The following is a 15,808-nucleotide window of genomic DNA, read 5'->3' on the forward strand; positions in this document are numbered from 1 at the left end:
AGGACGTCCGGCCATGGCCGGACGTCCTGTTTATGTACGATATTTCTCTCAGCGTCCCGCCTTCACTGTGCGGGCCTTCACCAGATCGTAGGTCCGCAGGAAGGGGGTCACCGCCGCGCCGGTCTCCAGGTGGTGGAGGAGGATGCGCCCACAGGCCTCGCTGTCGCTGCCCGCCCGGTGGTGGTCCAGTTCGATGCCCAGGTGGTCGCATAGGGTGTTCAGACGGTGGTTCTGGAGCCCCGGCAACAGCCGACGGCTCATCTGACAGGTGCAGGCGTAGGGCACCTGCTCCCGCCAGAAGAGCCCATAGGCCCGCAGGCACTTGGCCAGCACTGACATATCGAACTGGGCGTTGTGGGCCACCAGCAGCCCGCTCTCAAAGAGAGGACGCAACTCCTCCCACGCCTCCGGAAAGGTGGGCTGTCCCTCCACCATCTGGGGTGTAATCCCGGTGAGCGCCACGTTGAAGGGCTCAAAGGGGACCTCCGGGTCCACCAGAAGATCATAGGTCTCCGTCACCCTTCCCCCCTCCAACACCGCCACGCCGATGGCGCTCATGCGGTCGTTGGCGTGGTTGGGGGTCTCCACATCAAAGGCAATATATCGTCCCGCTCCCATGCTGTGCTCCTTTATGTCATGTCAAATATTTCTCTGCAAAGACGGCCATGGGCCGGTTCACCTGACGGGCCACCACACCTACCAGCAGCGCCGCCGCCACCGTGCCCTCCCGGACACCCACAAGGCCGTGGAGGAAGAGGAAGGACAGGATGCAGGAGAGGACCACCAACGTCACGTCGAAGCCCACCTTAGCCCGGGCAAAAGGCACCGGGAAGACCTTGCACACGGCCAGCACCATGCCCTCGCCGGCCAGGGTGACCACGTTGGCGGTCACCTCGAAGCTGACCCCCACGCCCACCAGCAGGATACCCACTATACACAGCACCCACTGGGTGAGGTAGGAGCCCGGGGCCACCCCGCTGAGGACCCACACGCTGAAGTCGGTGAGACCGCCGAAGACCAGGGCCACCGGCAACTGGATGAGCTGGATGGGCTCATACCTCCGGCGCAGCAGCAGGATCTGAAGCACGATCAGGGTGACATGGAGGAGGATGGTGGTGGTCCCCACGCTCAGCCCGCTGATCTGGCCGGTCACATAGGGCAGGCTGGAGATGGGGGAGGTACCCAGCCCTGCCTTGATGGAGAAGGCCACCCCGAAGGACATGATCACCAGTCCAACGCACAGCAGCACATAGCGCTTGATCAATCCGCCCAGCTTCGTCCCCGTCATACCGCCTGTCTCCTTTCTCCCCTTCATCCCGGCAAAAATGGAGCGGCACCTTCCGCAGACGCCGCCTCCGATCATCAATACGCTTACTTTTTTATTATAAAGCGGCTGTCAAGGCGGCGGCCCTTGCCAACCCCGCCGGCGGCTACTATAATGCTGGTATAGGCCCCGCCCCGGCGGGGCACTCTGAAGCGGTCCCCACCCGGACCGGAAGGGAGCGGCCATGGCCACCATCGTCCCCGTCACCGACCTCACCCACCCCGGGCTCTCCCCCTACGCCCGGCTCACCGAGCACCAGCTTCGCAGCCGGCGAAGCCCGGAGGAGGCCCTCTTCATCGCCGAAAGCCCCAAGGTCATCGGCCACGCCCTGGACGCCGGCTGTGTGCCCGTCTCCTTCCTTATGGAGGAAAAACACCTCCGGGGCCAGGGCGCAGCCCTCCTGGACCGGTGCGGGGACGTCCCCGTCTACACCGGGGAGAGCGCCCTGCTGGAATCCCTCACCGGCTACCGGCTGACCCGGGGCATCCTGTGCGCCATGCGGCGGCCCGCCCTCCCCACAGTGGAGGACATCTGCGCCGTCGCCCGGCGGGTGGCCGTGCTGGAGGGCATCGTGGACCCCACCAACGTGGGGGCCGTCTTTCGCTCCGCCGCCGCCCTCCACATGGACGCCGTGCTGGTCACCCCCACCTGCTGCGACCCTCTCCACCGCCGCTCGGTGCGGGTGAGCATGGGCACCCTCTTCCAGGTCCCCTGGACGGTCATCGGCAGCCGGGCCGCCGACTGGCCCCATCCGGGGCTGGAGCGGCTGAAGGCCCTGGGCTTCGCCACCGCCGCCATGGCTCTGGATACCCAGGCCGTCACCATTGAGGACCCCCGCCTCCAGGCCGAGGAGCGACTGGCCATTGTGCTGGGCACGGAGGGGGATGGCCTCTCCCACCACACCATCGCCTGGTGCGACTACACCGTGTGCATCCCCATGTCCCACGGAGTGGACTCCCTCAACGTGGCGGCGGCCAGCGCCGTGGCCTTCTGGGAGCTGCGGGTGCGGTAGGGCCGAAAGGAGACGTGAGCATGGAGCGAAGCGAGCACTACGAGAGCGATCTCCTCTTTTTCTTTGACGGAAAGCCCCTGGAGCTGGGCCTCTACGAGGCCCTCTTTGCCCGGATGGAGGCCGCCTTCCCCCAGGCCTCGGTGAAGGTCCAGAAGAGCCAGATCAGCTTTTATGATCGCCGCCTTTTTTCCGCCACCTCTCTCCCCGTCCGGCGGAAGAAAAGCTGGCCGGAGCACTGCCTGGTGGTCACCGTGGGTCTGAACCAGAGGCTGGAATCCCCACGGGTGGCGGTTGCCGTGGAGCCGTATCCCGGCCGATGGACCCACCACATCCTCCTCACCACGGCGGAGGAAATCGACGGTGAGCTGATGGGCTGGCTGGAGGAGGCCCGGGCCTTCGCCGTCAGCAAGCGGTAAAGGGGTATTTTTATGTCTGTCTCCTATTGCAAACTGGAAATTTTTATCCCTGAGAGCCACCTGGAGGCCCTCCGTGCCGCCCTTCAGTCGGTGGACGCCGGCCACATCGGCGCCTATGACGGCTGTCTCTCCTATGCCCCCGTCACCAGCTGCTGGCGGCCTCTTCCCGGCACCGACCCCTACCTGGGCCGGGTGGGGGAGCTGTGCACCGCCCCCGAACTGAAGGTGGAGGTCACCTGCCGGGTAGCCGACCTGGAAAAGGCCATCGCCGCCGTCAAGGCGGTCCACCCCTACGAGGAACCCGTTATCAACGCCATCCCCCTGCTTGCCACCGGCCTGGGGGAGTAATCAGGAAAGGAAGTGGGCCTATGCTGGCCTATACCTATGTGGGCCGGGGCGACCTCCGGCTGCTGGAAAAACCCAAGCCCGTGCTGCTGGAGGACCGGGACGCCATCGTCCGGGTGACCCTGGCCAGCATCTGCACCAGCGACCTCCACATCAAGCACGGCTCGGTGCCCCGTGCGGTGCCCGGCATCACCCTGGGCCATGAGATGGTGGGCGTGGTGGAGGAGGTGGGCGCCGCCGTCACCCGGGTCAGGCCCGGCGACCGGGTGGCGGTGAACGTGGAGACCTTCTGCGGAGACTGCTTCTTCTGCCGCCACGGCTGGGTCAACAACTGCGTCCACCCCCAGGGCGGCTGGGCCCTGGGCTGCCGCATCGACGGCGGACAGGCCCCCTTTGTCCGGGTGCCCCTGGCCGACCAGGGTCTCACCCCCATCCCCGACGGGGTGAGCGATGCCCAGGCCCTCTTTGTAGGGGACATCCTGGCCACCGGCTACTGGGCCGCCCAGATCACCCCCGTAGGACCGGAGGACACCGTCCTCCTCCTCGGCGCCGGGCCCACCGGCGTGTGCACCCTCCAGTGCCTGCTGCTCCAGAGCCCCAAACGGGTCATCGTCTGTGAGCGGGACCCCTACCGCCGGACCTTTGTGGAACAGCACTGGCCCCAAGTGCTGACGGTGGGTCCCGAAGAGGTCCTCCCCTTTGTCCTGGCCCACTCCGACCACGGCGGAGCCGACGCCGTCATCGAGGCGGCGGGCACCGAGGACACCTTCCGCCTGGCCTGGCAGTGCGCCCGGCCCAACGCCGTGGTGACGGTGGTGGCCCTCTACGACGGCCCCCAGGTCCTCCCCCTCCCCGATATGTACGGCAAAAACCTCACCTTCAAGACCGGCGGAGTGGACGGCTGCAACTGCGCCGAGACCCTGGACCTCATCGCCCAGGGAAAGCTGGACACCACGCCCCTCATCACCCACACCTATCCCCTCCGGGACATCGCCGCCGCCTACGACCTCTTTGAGAAACACGAGGACGGCGTCATCAAGGTGGCCATCGACATGGCCCTGTAATCAACGAAAAGGAGCGATTCATCATGCTGGAAGCCGGCGTCAAAGCCCCCGCCTTTACCCTCCCCGACAAGGATGGCAACCCCGTCTCTCTCTCCGACTTTTTGGGCAAAAAGGTCATTCTCTACTTCTATCCCAAGGACAACACCCCCGGCTGCACCCGGCAGGCCTGCGCCTTCGCCGGCAGCTACGACGCCTTCCGGGACCTGGACGCAGTGGTCATCGGGGTGAGCAAGGACTCCACCGCCTCCCACCAGAGGTTTGCCGAAAAATATAACCTCCCCTTCCTTCTCCTCTCCGACCCGGAGCTGGGGGTCCTCCAGGCCTACGGCGTCTGGCAGGAGAAGAAGCTCTACGGCAAGGTGAGCATGGGGGTGGTCCGCACCACCTTTATCATCGACGAAAACGGCGTCATCGAGAAGGTGATGCCCAAGGTGAAGCCCGACACCAACGCCGCCGATATCCTGGCCTATCTCCAGGGAAACTGATCCACACAAGAGCGCCCCGGACCAAAAGTCCGGGGCGCTCTTCTAGTTTAATGGGGCTCCATCAGGTTCTGAAACCGGCGGTGGAGGACCGTGTCCGGGTACCACTGGTCCATGGCCTGGGCCACGGGCCCGTCGGCGGGCTGGCCCGCCTGCCGCTCCTCCATGCGCAGCATGGCGGCGGCGGAGAGGAGGGTATCCGCCGCCAGGACCAGAGCCATGCCCCGCAGCAGGACCCGGCTGGCCCGGGGCGGCAGCCGCCCGGTCAGGCGGGTGAGGGCTGGAAAGCCCCGGAGCACCCACAGAGCGGCGCCCAGGCCCCACAGCAAGGCGAAGAGCAGATTGGTCCGCCCCGCCAGGTGGAAGGGCATGTGGGAGTAGTCCCAAAAAAGCTTGTGGAACATGGCCTCCCCCACTGCGCTGGCCACATATTCAAAGCCGCCTCCCAGCACGCCCCCGGCCAGCAGCAGCACCCAGGGACCCCGGTGCCGGAAGGGCCAGAGGCACCAGGTCACAAGGACAGCCCCCAGTCCCCACACTAGGCTGAAGGGCCCGTAGAGCAGGCTGCTGCGGCTCATGACTATGCCGGTGGCGCTCCAGACATAGGCCACCTCGATGCGCTCCCCCAGAAAACCCGCCGCCAGAAAGGTCCAGAACAGCGGGTAGGCCGCCGGAAACTGGAAGTCCCTCCTTCCGGGGGACACCCTGGGGCAGCGCGGCGGCAGGTACCGGGCCGGCCCTCCAGACCAGCACCAGGATGGCCAGCAGGAGCGCGGTCAAAAAAATCAGCACGGCCCTACCCTCCGCCTTCCGCCCGCCGGGCCAGAAGGGCGGTGGCCAGGTCGCTGGCCCCGTCGATCAGAAGGCCCACGCCAAAGACCATGATGACTGCCCGGACCCCCCGGAAGGGGTTGGCCACCAGCAGGATGCCCAAGGCAATGGGCAGCAGGCAGGCGATGAGCTGGGGGATCAGGTCGGCCCCCCGGCCCTTTACCGCCCGGGCCATCAGGGGGAGCTTGCCCAGGCCGTCGGCCAGGAGCAGCAGCCCCAGGGTGAGGGGCAGAAAGGCCAGGATGGTCAGGGGGCGCAGCAGGGCAAAGACGGCAAAGGCCAGGGGCAGGACCCCCAGGAAGAGGTCTCCCGGCGAGGCCTCCTCTGTCCGGCGGTCCTGCCCATAGCGCCACAGGTGGACCACGCCGTATACCACCGCGCCGGCAGCCAGGCTGCGGACAAAAAGCCGTCCGCTGGCATCCGGGAACAGGAGCAGCAGCAGGCCCAGGACCATATAGAGGACCCCGAGCCAGACGGTCGCGGCCCGGGTCCAGAAAAATCGGATCACCATAGCGTACCTCCCAGACACAGTCTGTCCCGCCGGGCTCAACTTATGCGGGTATATCTTTTCCCCACCGGCGCACAATGAAGGGAAAGGGAGGGAATGTCATGACGGATTTTTCCAGAAACGGGCCGTGGGCGGCAGGGTGCAGTGCCCTCAGCTGGCACACCGGGGACGGCAAGCACCTCTGGGGCCGGAATTACGACTTTGACCGGCTGGCGGAAGGGAGCAAGGTGACCGTTCTTCCCCGTGGGACGCCTTACTGGCTGCTTCAGGCGCCGGATGGAACGGAGGAGCGCGCCGCCGTCCGCTACGCCTGCGCCGGCACAGGGCTGCTGCTGGGCCGGGCGCCGGTGCTCTACGAGGGGCTCAACGAGGCCGGACTCATGGGCGGACAGCTCTACTACCGGGGGTTCGCCCACTACGGCGGCCCTCGTCCCCACGCCCGCCCCGTCCAGCCCCCCTTCCTGGTCCTCCACCTGCTGGCCCAGTGTGCCTCGGTGGCGGAGGCCGCGGCCCTTCTGGAGGGAGAGCTGGCCTTGGCGGACGTGCCTCTGCTGGGGACGGTGCCACCCCTCCACTGGTCCTTCTCCGACACCACCGGGGAGACTATGGTGGTGGAGCCCGACACCGGCGGTCTCCATATCTACCGCCACACCCTGGGGGTCATGACCAACAGCCCCGGCTACCCCTGGCACCGGCTCAACCTCCTCAACTACGCCGGCCTCCGGGATCTGGACCACGCCTCCACCCCCTTCGGGGACAGCCTGGAGCAGTGCTTCTCCGGCAGCGGCGCCCAGGGTCTCCCCGGGGACTGGAGCTCTCCCTCCCGCTTTGTCCGCCTGGCCTTCCTGCGCCGCTTTGCCCCGTCCGGGGAGACCGAGGAGAGCGGGGTGAGCCGGATGTTCCGTCTTCTCCAGAGCGCCGCCTTTCCCCTGGGGGCGGTGCGGGTGAGCCACCAGAGCCCCGCCACCGACCTGGACACCGACGTTCTCCCCTTTGACTACACCGTCTACACCGGCGTCTGCTGCGCCGAGTCCCGCCGGTTCTACTGGACCACCTACGAGAACCAGCGGATACGGTACCTGGAGCTGGACCCGCTGCTGGACTGCCCGGCACCCCTCCAGTTTCCCTTGGACGAGATCCCGGATTTTCTCCCGGTCACCGACCAGTTTTGCTAGAAAAGACCGCAGCGGCCCTCCCGTCGGAAGCTGGGAGGGCCGCTGCGGCTGAGGAAAAGTGGTGGGAAATCTATGGTCAGTCCGTCCGCAGGGCGGCCACCGGCGTGAGGCCGGAGGCCATGATGGCCGGATACATGCCGAAGGCGATGCCCAGCACCACCGAGAAGAGGAAGGCCCCTGCGGCCAGAACGGGATCAGGGAAGAGGAGGAGCTTCAGGATGAGCTTGCCCGCGATGAGGGTGCCGATGAGCCCCATGAGGATGCCCAGCACCCCGCCCAGGCCGCACACCACGGCCGACTCCACCAGGAACTGGAGGAGGATGGAGGAACGGGGGGCGCCGATGGCCTTGCGGATGCCGATCTCCCGGGTGCGCTCAGACACGGTGACCAGCATGATGTTCATGATGCCGATGCCGCCCACCAGCAGGGAGATGCCGGCGATGCCGCCCAGCACCAGGCTCATGGTGGCGTTCTGCTGCTTGGCGTCGTCGATAAACTGCTCATCCGACTGCACCGAGCAGTTGTCCTTGCCCACCTGGCCCTCCAGGTAGCCGCTCAGGAGGGTGATGGCCTGCTTCACCGCCGCCCGGTTCTTGGCCTTGGCGGTAAAACTGGTGATGCGCTCCTGGCTTCTCAGGATGCGGGTAGCCGTCTCCGGCACCACGGCCATGTTGTCCATGGAGTAGTCCGAGTCCGGGTCCTTGGCCTGGTAGACCCCGATGACCAGGAAGGGCTGGCCGCCGATGTGTACCTCCTTCCCCACCGGGTTCACCTGGTCGAAGAGATAGGAGGCCGTCTTGGCCCCCAGCACCACCACGTTGCGGTAGAGCTTGCTGTCCAGGTAGCTCAGGTCCCGGCCTTTGCCGATCTTGAAGTTGTTGCAGATGGAATAGGACGTGTTGCCCAGGTAGACGCTGGGACCGCCGGTCTCCATCTTGGTGGTGTTCCGGGCACCGTAGCTGATGGGCAGGCTCAGGTCCACGTCCGGCGTGATGCCGGAAAAGACGTCCTTCCGCCGGTCACAGTACTCGTAGATCAGCTCCTTGAGTCCCGGCCGGTCCCGGCCGTGGATGAGCACCGTCACCTTGTTGTTGCCCAGCCGCTCGAAGTACTCCAGCATCTTCTGGTTGGAGCCCTTGACCACCGACACCATGATGACCACCGAGGCCACGCCGATGATGATGCCCAGCATGGTGAGGACGGCCCGTATCTTCTTCGCGGTGATAGACCGAAGGGCCATTTTAAAGGCCTGCGTGATCTTCATATCTGCTCCCTTCCGCCGCGTTCCGGCGTCTTTTTATTGCGCTCCGCCCTGTGGCGGGCCATCATCTCCTCCAGAAAGGGCCAGAAGCGGTCCGGCTCGCCCCGTGTGAAGCCGCCGTTGGCCACCACGATGGCCTCTCCGCTGTCCAGCTGGAGCACCGAGAAGGTGCTCAGCCGCTTTACCCGGACGATCTGGTCGTAGTCGGCCCAGAAGGTCTCCGCCCCCTCGGTGACCCGGATGCGGGGACCAAACTCCACGATGCCCACTGTCTCCGGTCCGGTTTTGGTCCGGCCCGCTCGCAGCCGGGGAAGCAGGCGGGCACTGACTGCGGCAGCCAGAGCCAGCAGGCCCAGCCCCAGACACAATCCACCCTCCAGCCAGAGTCCGGCCTGGGTCAGCAGGGCGTACAGTACCACACCTGCCGCCCCCAGAACAAGGCAGCCCCAGCTCAGGTCGCGGGCCACCGACTCCCGCAGGTAGGCCTGGAGAAGCCTCTCTCCGGAGGGGTATTGATTGACAAATGGACAGAGCACAGCCATGCCCCCTTTCCCGGAGCTTGGCTCCGGTCACTCTCTTTTCTGAAGGTAGGATAGCACCCAAATCTTACCGTCCGCCTGAAGTCCTTTCTTAATTTTTCTTAACCCCCCAAAAGAGACCGCCCTGGAGGCGCACTATCTGCGCGCCTCCAGGGCGGTCTCTTCTATACGTACCGGAAAAAGAGGGTGACCTGGAAGCCATCATCGGTCTCCTCACGGTCCAGCCGTCCCCCCATCTGCTCCATGACTCTGGAAGCGCTGGCCAGACCCACACCGCTGCTCTCCGCACCATCGGCGGAGGGACGCAGGGCGTTGGCGATCCGTATTCCCGCCCGGTCCTTCCCTTCCAGAAGCGAGATGGTCACGGGCGCGTGGGGATCGGCGTACTTCAGCAGATTGGAGGTCAGGTTGTCCAGCACCCGGGCCGCCCCCTCGCAGTCCACCGCCACCTGCCGGTCGTCCCAGGGGAGGTCTGCCTCCACCTGAAAGCCCCGCTGGGTGAGGCAGGCCGCCAGCTCGGAGAGGGCGTCCCCCACACCGGCCTCCAGGGTCACCGCCTCGGTATGCCCCGCCGACGTCTCCCCACTGGAGAGGGCGTAGCGGAACAGATGATCGGCCAGGGAGCGCATCTGCTCCACCTTGCCCTCCAGCCGGTCCAGATACTCCTCCCGCTTGTCCGGGTCTCCGCCGTTCCGGCGCAGGAGCTCCACGTAGAGGAGAATGGCGGTGAGCGGGGTGCGGAGATCGTGGGACATCTCGGTAATCATGCGCTGATTGGCCTGGACCAGCTGCCGCTCCCGCCGGGTCTGCTCCAGGAAGGAGCTCCGCATGGCGTCCAGCCCCTGGGCCAGATCGGTGAGCTCGTCCCGTCCCCGGACGGTGATGGGGACATCCAAAGTCCCCCCCTCCAGCACGCCGATCTCCTGGCTCAGCTGGCGGATATAGTTGATGGTGCCCCGGAGCCCCGCCATGACAACGCCCAAAAACACCAGAAAGGCCCCTGCCAGGGAGATCACCAGCAGCCGGACGTCATACTGGTAGTAGTAATAGCCGTACAGCCAGACGGTGGCCGGTCCGTCTGCGAAGGTCATATCATGGTAGTCCCCCCACTCGTAGTACTGGCCCATGGACGGATAGGTGATAAAGTCAGCCTCGGGATAGAAGGAGTCATAGGTCACCATGCCGTCCCGCACCACCTGGATGGACACCACATTCTGCTGGTAGACCCACTGGGTGAGCTTGTCGGCGTCCCAGGCCGTCACCGACTCCTCTTCGATATAGTCCCGCAGGCTGTCCAGGTACCGCAGGTCCTGCCTCTGGACGAACTCCTCGCTGGTGAGGTACCGGTCCATCAGGCTCCGCCCCACCAGATCCAGCCCCAGATAGCACAGCCCCGCCACCAGGGCGGCAAACACCAGCAGCCGCCCCAGCCTGGCCCGGATGGAGCTTCTCCTACTCCACAGCTTCAAACCGATACCCCTTTCCCCATTCGGTGACGATGCGTTTGGGATGCTGGGGGTCCCGCTCCACCTTCAGCCGCAGCTTCCGGACGTGGACCATCACAGTGCTGGCGCAGCTGTAAAAATAGGGCTCCTCCCACACCCGCTCGTAGAGGGTCTGGGCGGAGAAGATGGTCCCGGGATACTCCATGAGCAGCCGCAGGAGGCGGTACTCCAGCCCGGAGAGCCGCACCTCCCTGCCGTCCACCCACACCTGGTTGCCCACTGTGCTCAGCCGGATGCCGCCCACGTTCAGGATGGACGGCTCCTCCCGAACAGGAGCGGCGTTTTTCCCGCGGTAGACCCGGTAACGGCGCAGCAGGGCCCGGGTCCGCATCAACAGCTCCGTGTAGGAGAAGGGCTTGGTGAGGTAGTCGTCCCCGCCGGCCATAAGGCCGATGAGCTTGTCCGACTCCTGGGCCCGGGCGGTGAGAAAGAGGACCGGCACGTTGGAGGCCTTCCGCAGCTCCTGGCACACCTTCAGGCCAGACATGCCCGGCATCATCACGTCCAGGATCACCAGGTCGGTGTCCTCCCCCGCCAGGGCCAGCCCCGTCTCGCCGTCCGCCGCCTCGTCCACGGCGTAGCCCTCGCTCTCCAGCAGCAGGCGCACCCCCTCCCGGATGTCCGGGTCGTCTTCGATCAGCAGAATCCTGGCCTCGTCCACGGCGCTCCGCCCCCCTTCCTCCGGTCCCGCCGGAGATGTGCTCCCATTGTACCCGGTATGGCCCCGGGATGCAACATACTTTTGACACCGGCTTGACATTCTTCACCACGGTGCTATAATTTCCCACGGGGAGCTCGTGCGGCGGGCTGAGAGGGAGTCATCCAACTCCGACCCTTTGACCTGATTTGGGTAATGCCAACGTAGGGATGTGAGCTTGGAGAAAGCGGACGCGTCAAGTTGGCGCGTCCGTTTTTTTCGATTTCCGGAGGTGAGAGAGGGCAGGACAGCGAGCATGCTCAGCCTTGGGCATGGCGGCAGAGGGGGAGCGCCCTGTGCCGCGGGCAAAGACCGCGATGGGAAGCCGTGTTCCGGCGTGAGAGGAGGCCAGCAAGCCTCGACCGCCCGGCGCGCTATGCGCCGGAAAACCGAAAAAGGAGCTGTTTATCCATGGATCATACCCGCGTCAAAAAGCTCTCGGCCGCCGGTCTGCTCACCGCTGTGGCAGTGGTCGGGAGCCTCTTCTCCTTCCCCGTGCTGGGCTCCCAGTGCGCCCCCGTCCAGCACATGGTCAACATCATCTGCGCCGTCTGCCTGGGGCCCTGGTACGGCGTGGGGGTGGCCTTCGCCGCCAGCCTCATCCGCAACCTGCTGAGCCTGGGCACCCCCATGGCCTTCCCCGGCAGCATGCTGGGGGCCCTCCTCTGCGGCCTCGTCTACGCCAAATTCCCCCGGCTGCTGCCCACCTGCCTGGCTGAGGTCTTCGGCACCGCCGTTCTGGGCGGCCTGTGCGCCTACCCCGTGGCCATCTTCATCGTGGGCAAGAACGCCGGCGAGATCGCCTTCTACGCCTACATTGTCCCCTTCCTCATCTCCACCGCCGCCGGCGCCATCCTGGCCGGCGCCGCCCTTGGGGTGCTGGACCGGGCCGGAGTGCTGCGGACCTGGCAGCTCCACCGCCCCCAGGAGGTCTGATATGGACGGAGCCGTTGTGGAGGCGGTGCGGCAATCCGCCCCCCTCATCCACTGCATCACCAACTATGTCACCGCCAACGACGTGGCGAATCTCCTTCTGGCCATCGGCGCCCGGCCCGTCATGGCCGACGACCCGGCGGAGGCCGCCGAGATCACCCTGGCCGCCCGGGGTCTCTGCCTCAACCTGGGCACCCTCCACAGCTCCTCCGTCCCCGCCATGTACGCCGCCGGCGCGGCGGCCGCTGCCAAGGGCATCCCCCTGGTGCTGGACCCGGTAGGCGCCGGGAGCAGCACCTTCCGCACCCAGACTGCCCGGGACCTGACCCGGGCCCTCCGCCCCGCCGTCCTCCGCTGCAACCCCACAGAGCTGGCCGCTCTGGCGGGTCGGGAGGGAGGCGGCGCCGGGGTGGACGCCGCCCCCGCCGACCGGATCACCGAGGCCAATCTGACCGACTCCGCCCCCCGCATTGCCGCCCAGGCCAGGGAGCTGGGGGCGGTGGTGGCCGTCACCGGGGCCGTAGACCTGGTCACTGACGGCACCGTCTGCTACGCCGTGCGCAACGGCCGGCCCGAGATGGGCCGGGTCACCGGCACCGGCTGCCAGCTCTCCGCCCTCCTCACCGCCTTCCTCTCTGTCCGGCCAGACCGTCCTCTGGAGGCCGCCCTTGGCGCGGTATGTGCCATGGGCCTGGCCGGCGAGCTGGCCTGGGGACGGATGGCACCCGGCGACGGCAACGCCGCCTACCGGGGCCGCATCATCGACGCCATCTATCACCTGTCCGGCCAAGCGCTGGAGAAAGGAGCCCGCTATGAAGCTATCCCCCTCTGACCTGCGGCTCTACGCCATCACCGACCGCCGCGCCCTCCCCGCCGGGGTCACCCTGGCCCAGGCGGTGGTGGCCGCCCTGGACGGCGGCGTCACCTGCCTCCAGCTCCGGGAGAAAACGGCCTCCGCCGGGGAGATCCTGGCCCTGGCCCGGACCCTCCTCCCCCTGTGCCGGGCCCGGAGGGTCCCTCTCCTCATCAACGACCGGGTGGACATCGCCCTGGCCGCCGGAGCCGACGGGGTCCACCTGGGTCAGGAGGACCTACCCCTCCCCGAGGCCCGGGCCCTGCTGGGTCCCGACCGTATTCTTGGGGCCACCGCCCACACCGTGGAGGAGGCCCTCCGGGCCCAGGCGGAGGGGGCGGACTACCTGGGGGTGGGCGCCATGTTTCCCACTGGCACCAAGACCGACACCGTCCCCACCTCGGCGGACACCTTAAAGGCCATCTGTGCCGCCGTGTCCATCCCCGTGGTGGCCATCGGCGGCGTCAACGCCCAGAATCTGCCCACCCTGGCCGGCACCGGCATCGCCGGGGCCGCCGTGGTGAGCGCCATCTTCTCCCAGCGCGACCTCACCGACGCCGCCCGCACCCTGCGGACGGCCGCCGACCTGGCCGCCCGCTGACACAATTCACCCACTGCGGCGGATCGGGGGCACCACCTTCCGTCGCGTAACAAAACGGCACTGCTGAAAGGAGCATCCTTATGGTCACAGCATTGACGATCGCTGGGAGCGACCCCAGCGGAGGCGCCGGTATCCAGGCAGACATCAAGACCATGACCGTCCACGGCGTATACGCCATGAGCGCCATCACGGCCCTGACCGCCCAGAACACCACCGGCGTCACAGGCATTCTGGAAGTCCCGCCCGACTTTCTCGCGCAGCAGCTGGAGAGCATCTTTACCGACATCCCGCCCCAGGCGGTGAAGGTGGGGATGGTCTCCTCCGCCCCCCTCATCCGCACCATCGCCCGGGTGCTGGCCCAGTACCGGCCCGCCCACGTGGTGGTGGACCCGGTGATGGTGGCCACCAGCGGCGCCCGGCTGCTGTCGGAGGAGGCGGTCTCCACCCTGAAGGCGGAGCTGCTCCCCCTGGCCGAGGTCCTCACCCCCAACATCCCCGAGGCGGAGGTCCTCTCCGGCATGTCCATCTCCTCCGAGTCCGACATGGAGGCGGCCGCCGCAGCCATCGGCTCTACCTACGGCTGCGCCGTGCTGTGCAAGGGGGGACACCAGGTGAGCACCGCCAACGACTGCCTCTGGCAGCCCTCCGGGGTCAAATGGTTCCGGGGACGGCGCATCGACAACCCCAACACCCACGGCACCGGCTGCACCCTCTCCTCCGCCATCGCCTCCAACCTGGCCAAGGGCAAGGACCTGGAGAGGGCGGTCCGGGAGGCCAAGGGCTACCTCTCCGGCGCCCTGGAGGCCATGCTGGACCTGGGCAGGGGCAGCGGACCCATGAACCACGCCTTCGCTATCTCCGGCGAATACGCCGAACCATTCTGACTGGATACGAAAGGAAGTACATGACCATGGAACGAAACTATGCCACGCAGATGGAAGCCGCCCGGAAGGGCATCGTCACCCCGGAGCTGGAGGCGGTGGCCAAAAAGGAGCGGATGACCGTGGAAGAACTCCTCCCCCTGGTGGCCGCCGGCAAGGTGGTCATCCCCGCCAACCGCCTCCACACCTGCCTGGACCCCCAGGGCGTGGGCTCCATGCTGCGCACCAAGATCAACGTCAACCTGGGCGTTTCCCGGGACTGCAAGGACTACGACGTGGAGATGCAGAAGGTGATGTCCGCCGTGAACATGGGCGCCGAGGCCATTATGGACCTCTCCAGCCACGGCAACACCCAGCCCTTCCGCCGCAAGCTCACCGGCGAGTGCCCCGCCATGATCGGCACCGTGCCGGTGTACGACAGCGTCATCCACTACCAGCGGGACCTGGACACCCTCACCGCCCAGGACTTCATCGACGTCATCCGCCTCCACGCTCAGGACGGGGTGGATTTCGTCACCCTCCACTGCGGCATCACCCGCAAGACCATCGACCAGATCCGCAAACACAAGCGGAAGATGAACATCGTCTCCCGGGGCGGCTCCCTGGTCTTCGCCTGGATGTGCATGACCGGCGAAGAGAACCCCTTCTACCAGTACTATGACCAGATCCTGGACATCTGCCGGGAGTATGACGTGACCATCTCTCTGGGCGACGCCTGCCGGCCCGGCTGTCTGGCCGACGCCACCGACGTGTGCCAGATCGAGGAGCTGGTGCGGCTGGGCGAGCTCACCAAGCGGGCCTGGGAGAAGGACGTGCAGGTGATGGTGGAGGGCCCCGGCCACGTGCCCATGGACCAGATCGCCGCCAATATGAAGGTCCAGCAGACCATCTGCATGGGCGCCCCCTTCTATGTGCTGGGTCCCCTGGTCACCGACATCGCCCCCGGCTATGACCACATCACCGCCGCCATCGGCGGGGCCATGGCCGCCATGAGCGGCGCCGCCTTCCTGTGCTACGTCACCCCCGCCGAACACCTGGCCCTCCCCAACCTGGAGGACGTGAAGCAGGGCATCATCGCCTCCAAGATTGCCGCCCACGCCGCCGACATCGCCAAGGGCATCCGGGGCGCCCGGGAGATGGACGACAAAATGGCCGAGGCCCGACAGAAGCTGGACTGGGAGGGGCAGTGGGCCTGTGCCCTGGACCCGGAGACCGCCAAGGCCATCCGGGATGACCGCTCTCCCGAGCACGACGATACCTGCTCCATGTGCGGCAAGTTCTGCGCCGTCCGCTCCATGAACAAGGCCCTCAGCGGAGAGCACATTGACATCCTGTAAGCCGGATATGCAAAACGGCCGCGCCTTTGAAAAGGCGCGGCCGT

The 15,808-nt window shown here is 66.6% G+C and carries 19 protein-coding genes and 1 riboswitch; of the genes, 11 read left to right on the forward strand and 8 right to left on the reverse strand.

Annotated elements, in window-relative coordinates; genetic code table 11:
• Positions 1–48 precede the first annotated feature (48 nt).
• Positions 49–618, reverse strand: coding sequence for a 3'-5' exonuclease (locus Q0K15_RS07800; protein WP_294514934.1), 570 nt, complete (start codon positions 616–618; stop codon positions 49–51).
• A 16-nt stretch (positions 619–634) separates the two neighbouring features.
• Entirely contained in the window at positions 635–1,288 is a 654-nt protein-coding gene (locus Q0K15_RS07805; RefSeq protein WP_294514936.1) for a DUF6198 family protein, read from the reverse strand.
• Between the two features lie 220 nt (positions 1,289–1,508).
• On the opposite strand from Q0K15_RS07805, the gene Q0K15_RS07810 reads away from it, so the two are divergent.
• Genes Q0K15_RS07810 through bcp form a run of 5 tightly spaced genes read left to right on the forward strand, consistent with a single transcriptional unit; the run spans position 1,509 to position 4,646 of the window.
• Positions 1,509–2,336, forward strand: a complete 828-nt coding sequence (locus Q0K15_RS07810) for an RNA methyltransferase (protein WP_294514938.1) — start codon at positions 1,509–1,511, stop codon at positions 2,334–2,336.
• Between the two features lie 20 nt (positions 2,337–2,356).
• Positions 2,357–2,752, forward strand: coding sequence for a DUF5655 domain-containing protein (locus Q0K15_RS07815; RefSeq protein ID WP_294514940.1), 396 nt, complete (start codon positions 2,357–2,359; stop codon positions 2,750–2,752).
• Positions 2,753–2,764: 12 nt separating this feature from the next.
• The gene (locus Q0K15_RS07820) at positions 2,765–3,100 is read left to right on the forward strand and encodes a cytochrome C biogenesis protein (protein WP_294514942.1); all 336 of its coding nucleotides are present in this window, start codon (positions 2,765–2,767) and stop codon (positions 3,098–3,100) included.
• Positions 3,101–3,120: 20 nt separating this feature from the next.
• On the forward strand, positions 3,121–4,161 hold the full coding sequence (locus tag Q0K15_RS07825) for an alcohol dehydrogenase (protein WP_294514944.1): 1,041 nt from the start codon (positions 3,121–3,123) through the stop codon (positions 4,159–4,161).
• 23 nt (positions 4,162–4,184) lie between these two features.
• Entirely contained in the window at positions 4,185–4,646 is a 462-nt protein-coding gene (bcp, locus tag Q0K15_RS07830; RefSeq protein ID WP_294514946.1) for a thioredoxin-dependent thiol peroxidase, read from the forward strand.
• Between the two features lie 47 nt (positions 4,647–4,693).
• On the opposite strand, the gene Q0K15_RS07835 is transcribed toward bcp, so the two are convergent.
• Both Q0K15_RS07835 and Q0K15_RS07840 read right to left on the reverse strand, forming a co-directional pair.
• Positions 4,694–5,347, reverse strand: coding sequence for a putative ABC transporter permease (locus Q0K15_RS07835; RefSeq protein ID WP_294514948.1), 654 nt, complete (start codon positions 5,345–5,347; stop codon positions 4,694–4,696).
• 92 nt (positions 5,348–5,439) lie between these two features.
• Complete coding sequence (locus tag Q0K15_RS07840) at positions 5,440–5,985, reverse strand: DUF308 domain-containing protein (RefSeq protein ID WP_294514949.1); 546 nt, start codon at positions 5,983–5,985, stop codon at positions 5,440–5,442.
• Between the two features lie 98 nt (positions 5,986–6,083).
• Between Q0K15_RS07840 and Q0K15_RS07845 the strand changes: the two genes are divergently transcribed.
• Positions 6,084–7,157 carry a linear amide C-N hydrolase gene (locus Q0K15_RS07845; RefSeq protein ID WP_294514951.1) on the forward strand — a complete coding sequence of 358 codons (1,074 nt, stop codon included), beginning with the start codon at positions 6,084–6,086 and terminating at the stop codon, positions 7,155–7,157.
• 76 nt (positions 7,158–7,233) lie between these two features.
• Here the strand turns inward: Q0K15_RS07845 and Q0K15_RS07850 are convergent, their stop codons facing one another.
• The 4 genes from Q0K15_RS07850 to Q0K15_RS07865 form a co-directional block, all read right to left on the reverse strand.
• The gene (locus Q0K15_RS07850) at positions 7,234–8,421 is read right to left on the reverse strand and encodes an ABC transporter permease (RefSeq protein ID WP_294514954.1); all 1,188 of its coding nucleotides are present in this window, start codon (positions 8,419–8,421) and stop codon (positions 7,234–7,236) included.
• The gene (locus tag Q0K15_RS07855) at positions 8,418–8,954 is read right to left on the reverse strand and encodes a hypothetical protein (RefSeq protein ID WP_294514956.1); all 537 of its coding nucleotides are present in this window, start codon (positions 8,952–8,954) and stop codon (positions 8,418–8,420) included. Before Q0K15_RS07855 ends, Q0K15_RS07850 begins: the two co-directional genes overlap by 4 nt.
• A gap of 167 nt (positions 8,955–9,121) precedes the next feature.
• The gene (locus tag Q0K15_RS07860; protein WP_294514958.1) at positions 9,122–10,426 is read right to left on the reverse strand and encodes a HAMP domain-containing sensor histidine kinase; all 1,305 of its coding nucleotides are present in this window, start codon (positions 10,424–10,426) and stop codon (positions 9,122–9,124) included.
• Positions 10,410–11,123 (reverse strand): response regulator transcription factor, encoded by a 714-nt coding sequence (locus Q0K15_RS07865; RefSeq protein ID WP_294514960.1) that lies wholly within the window; start codon positions 11,121–11,123, stop codon positions 10,410–10,412. The genes Q0K15_RS07860 and Q0K15_RS07865 overlap by 17 nt, the downstream gene beginning before the upstream one ends.
• A 116-nt stretch (positions 11,124–11,239) precedes the next feature.
• Positions 11,240–11,347, forward strand: a riboswitch (TPP riboswitch).
• 223 nt (positions 11,348–11,570) lie between these two features.
• On the opposite strand from Q0K15_RS07865, the gene thiW reads away from it, so the two are divergent.
• The 5 genes from thiW to thiC all read left to right on the forward strand — a co-directional run bounded on the left by thiW (position 11,571) and on the right by thiC (position 15,764).
• Complete coding sequence (gene thiW, locus Q0K15_RS07870; protein ID WP_294514962.1) at positions 11,571–12,095, forward strand: energy coupling factor transporter S component ThiW; 525 nt, start codon at positions 11,571–11,573, stop codon at positions 12,093–12,095.
• A 1-nt stretch (position 12,096) separates the two neighbouring features.
• Complete coding sequence (gene thiM / locus Q0K15_RS07875) at positions 12,097–12,924, forward strand: hydroxyethylthiazole kinase (RefSeq protein ID WP_294514964.1); 828 nt, start codon at positions 12,097–12,099, stop codon at positions 12,922–12,924.
• Positions 12,905–13,546 (forward strand): thiamine phosphate synthase, encoded by a 642-nt coding sequence (gene thiE, locus Q0K15_RS07880; RefSeq protein ID WP_294514966.1) that lies wholly within the window; start codon positions 12,905–12,907, stop codon positions 13,544–13,546. The genes thiM and thiE overlap by 20 nt, the downstream gene beginning before the upstream one ends.
• 80 nt (positions 13,547–13,626) lie before the next feature.
• On the forward strand, positions 13,627–14,430 hold the full coding sequence (gene thiD / locus Q0K15_RS07885) for a bifunctional hydroxymethylpyrimidine kinase/phosphomethylpyrimidine kinase (protein ID WP_294514969.1): 804 nt from the start codon (positions 13,627–13,629) through the stop codon (positions 14,428–14,430).
• Positions 14,431–14,456: 26 nt separating this feature from the next.
• Entirely contained in the window at positions 14,457–15,764 is a 1,308-nt protein-coding gene (gene thiC / locus Q0K15_RS07890) for a phosphomethylpyrimidine synthase ThiC (protein WP_294514971.1), read from the forward strand.
• Positions 15,765–15,808 lie beyond the last annotated feature (44 nt).

The organism is uncultured Intestinimonas sp., assembly GCF_944387245.1.
Lineage (GTDB): Bacteria > Bacillota > Clostridia > Oscillospirales > Oscillospiraceae > Intestinimonas.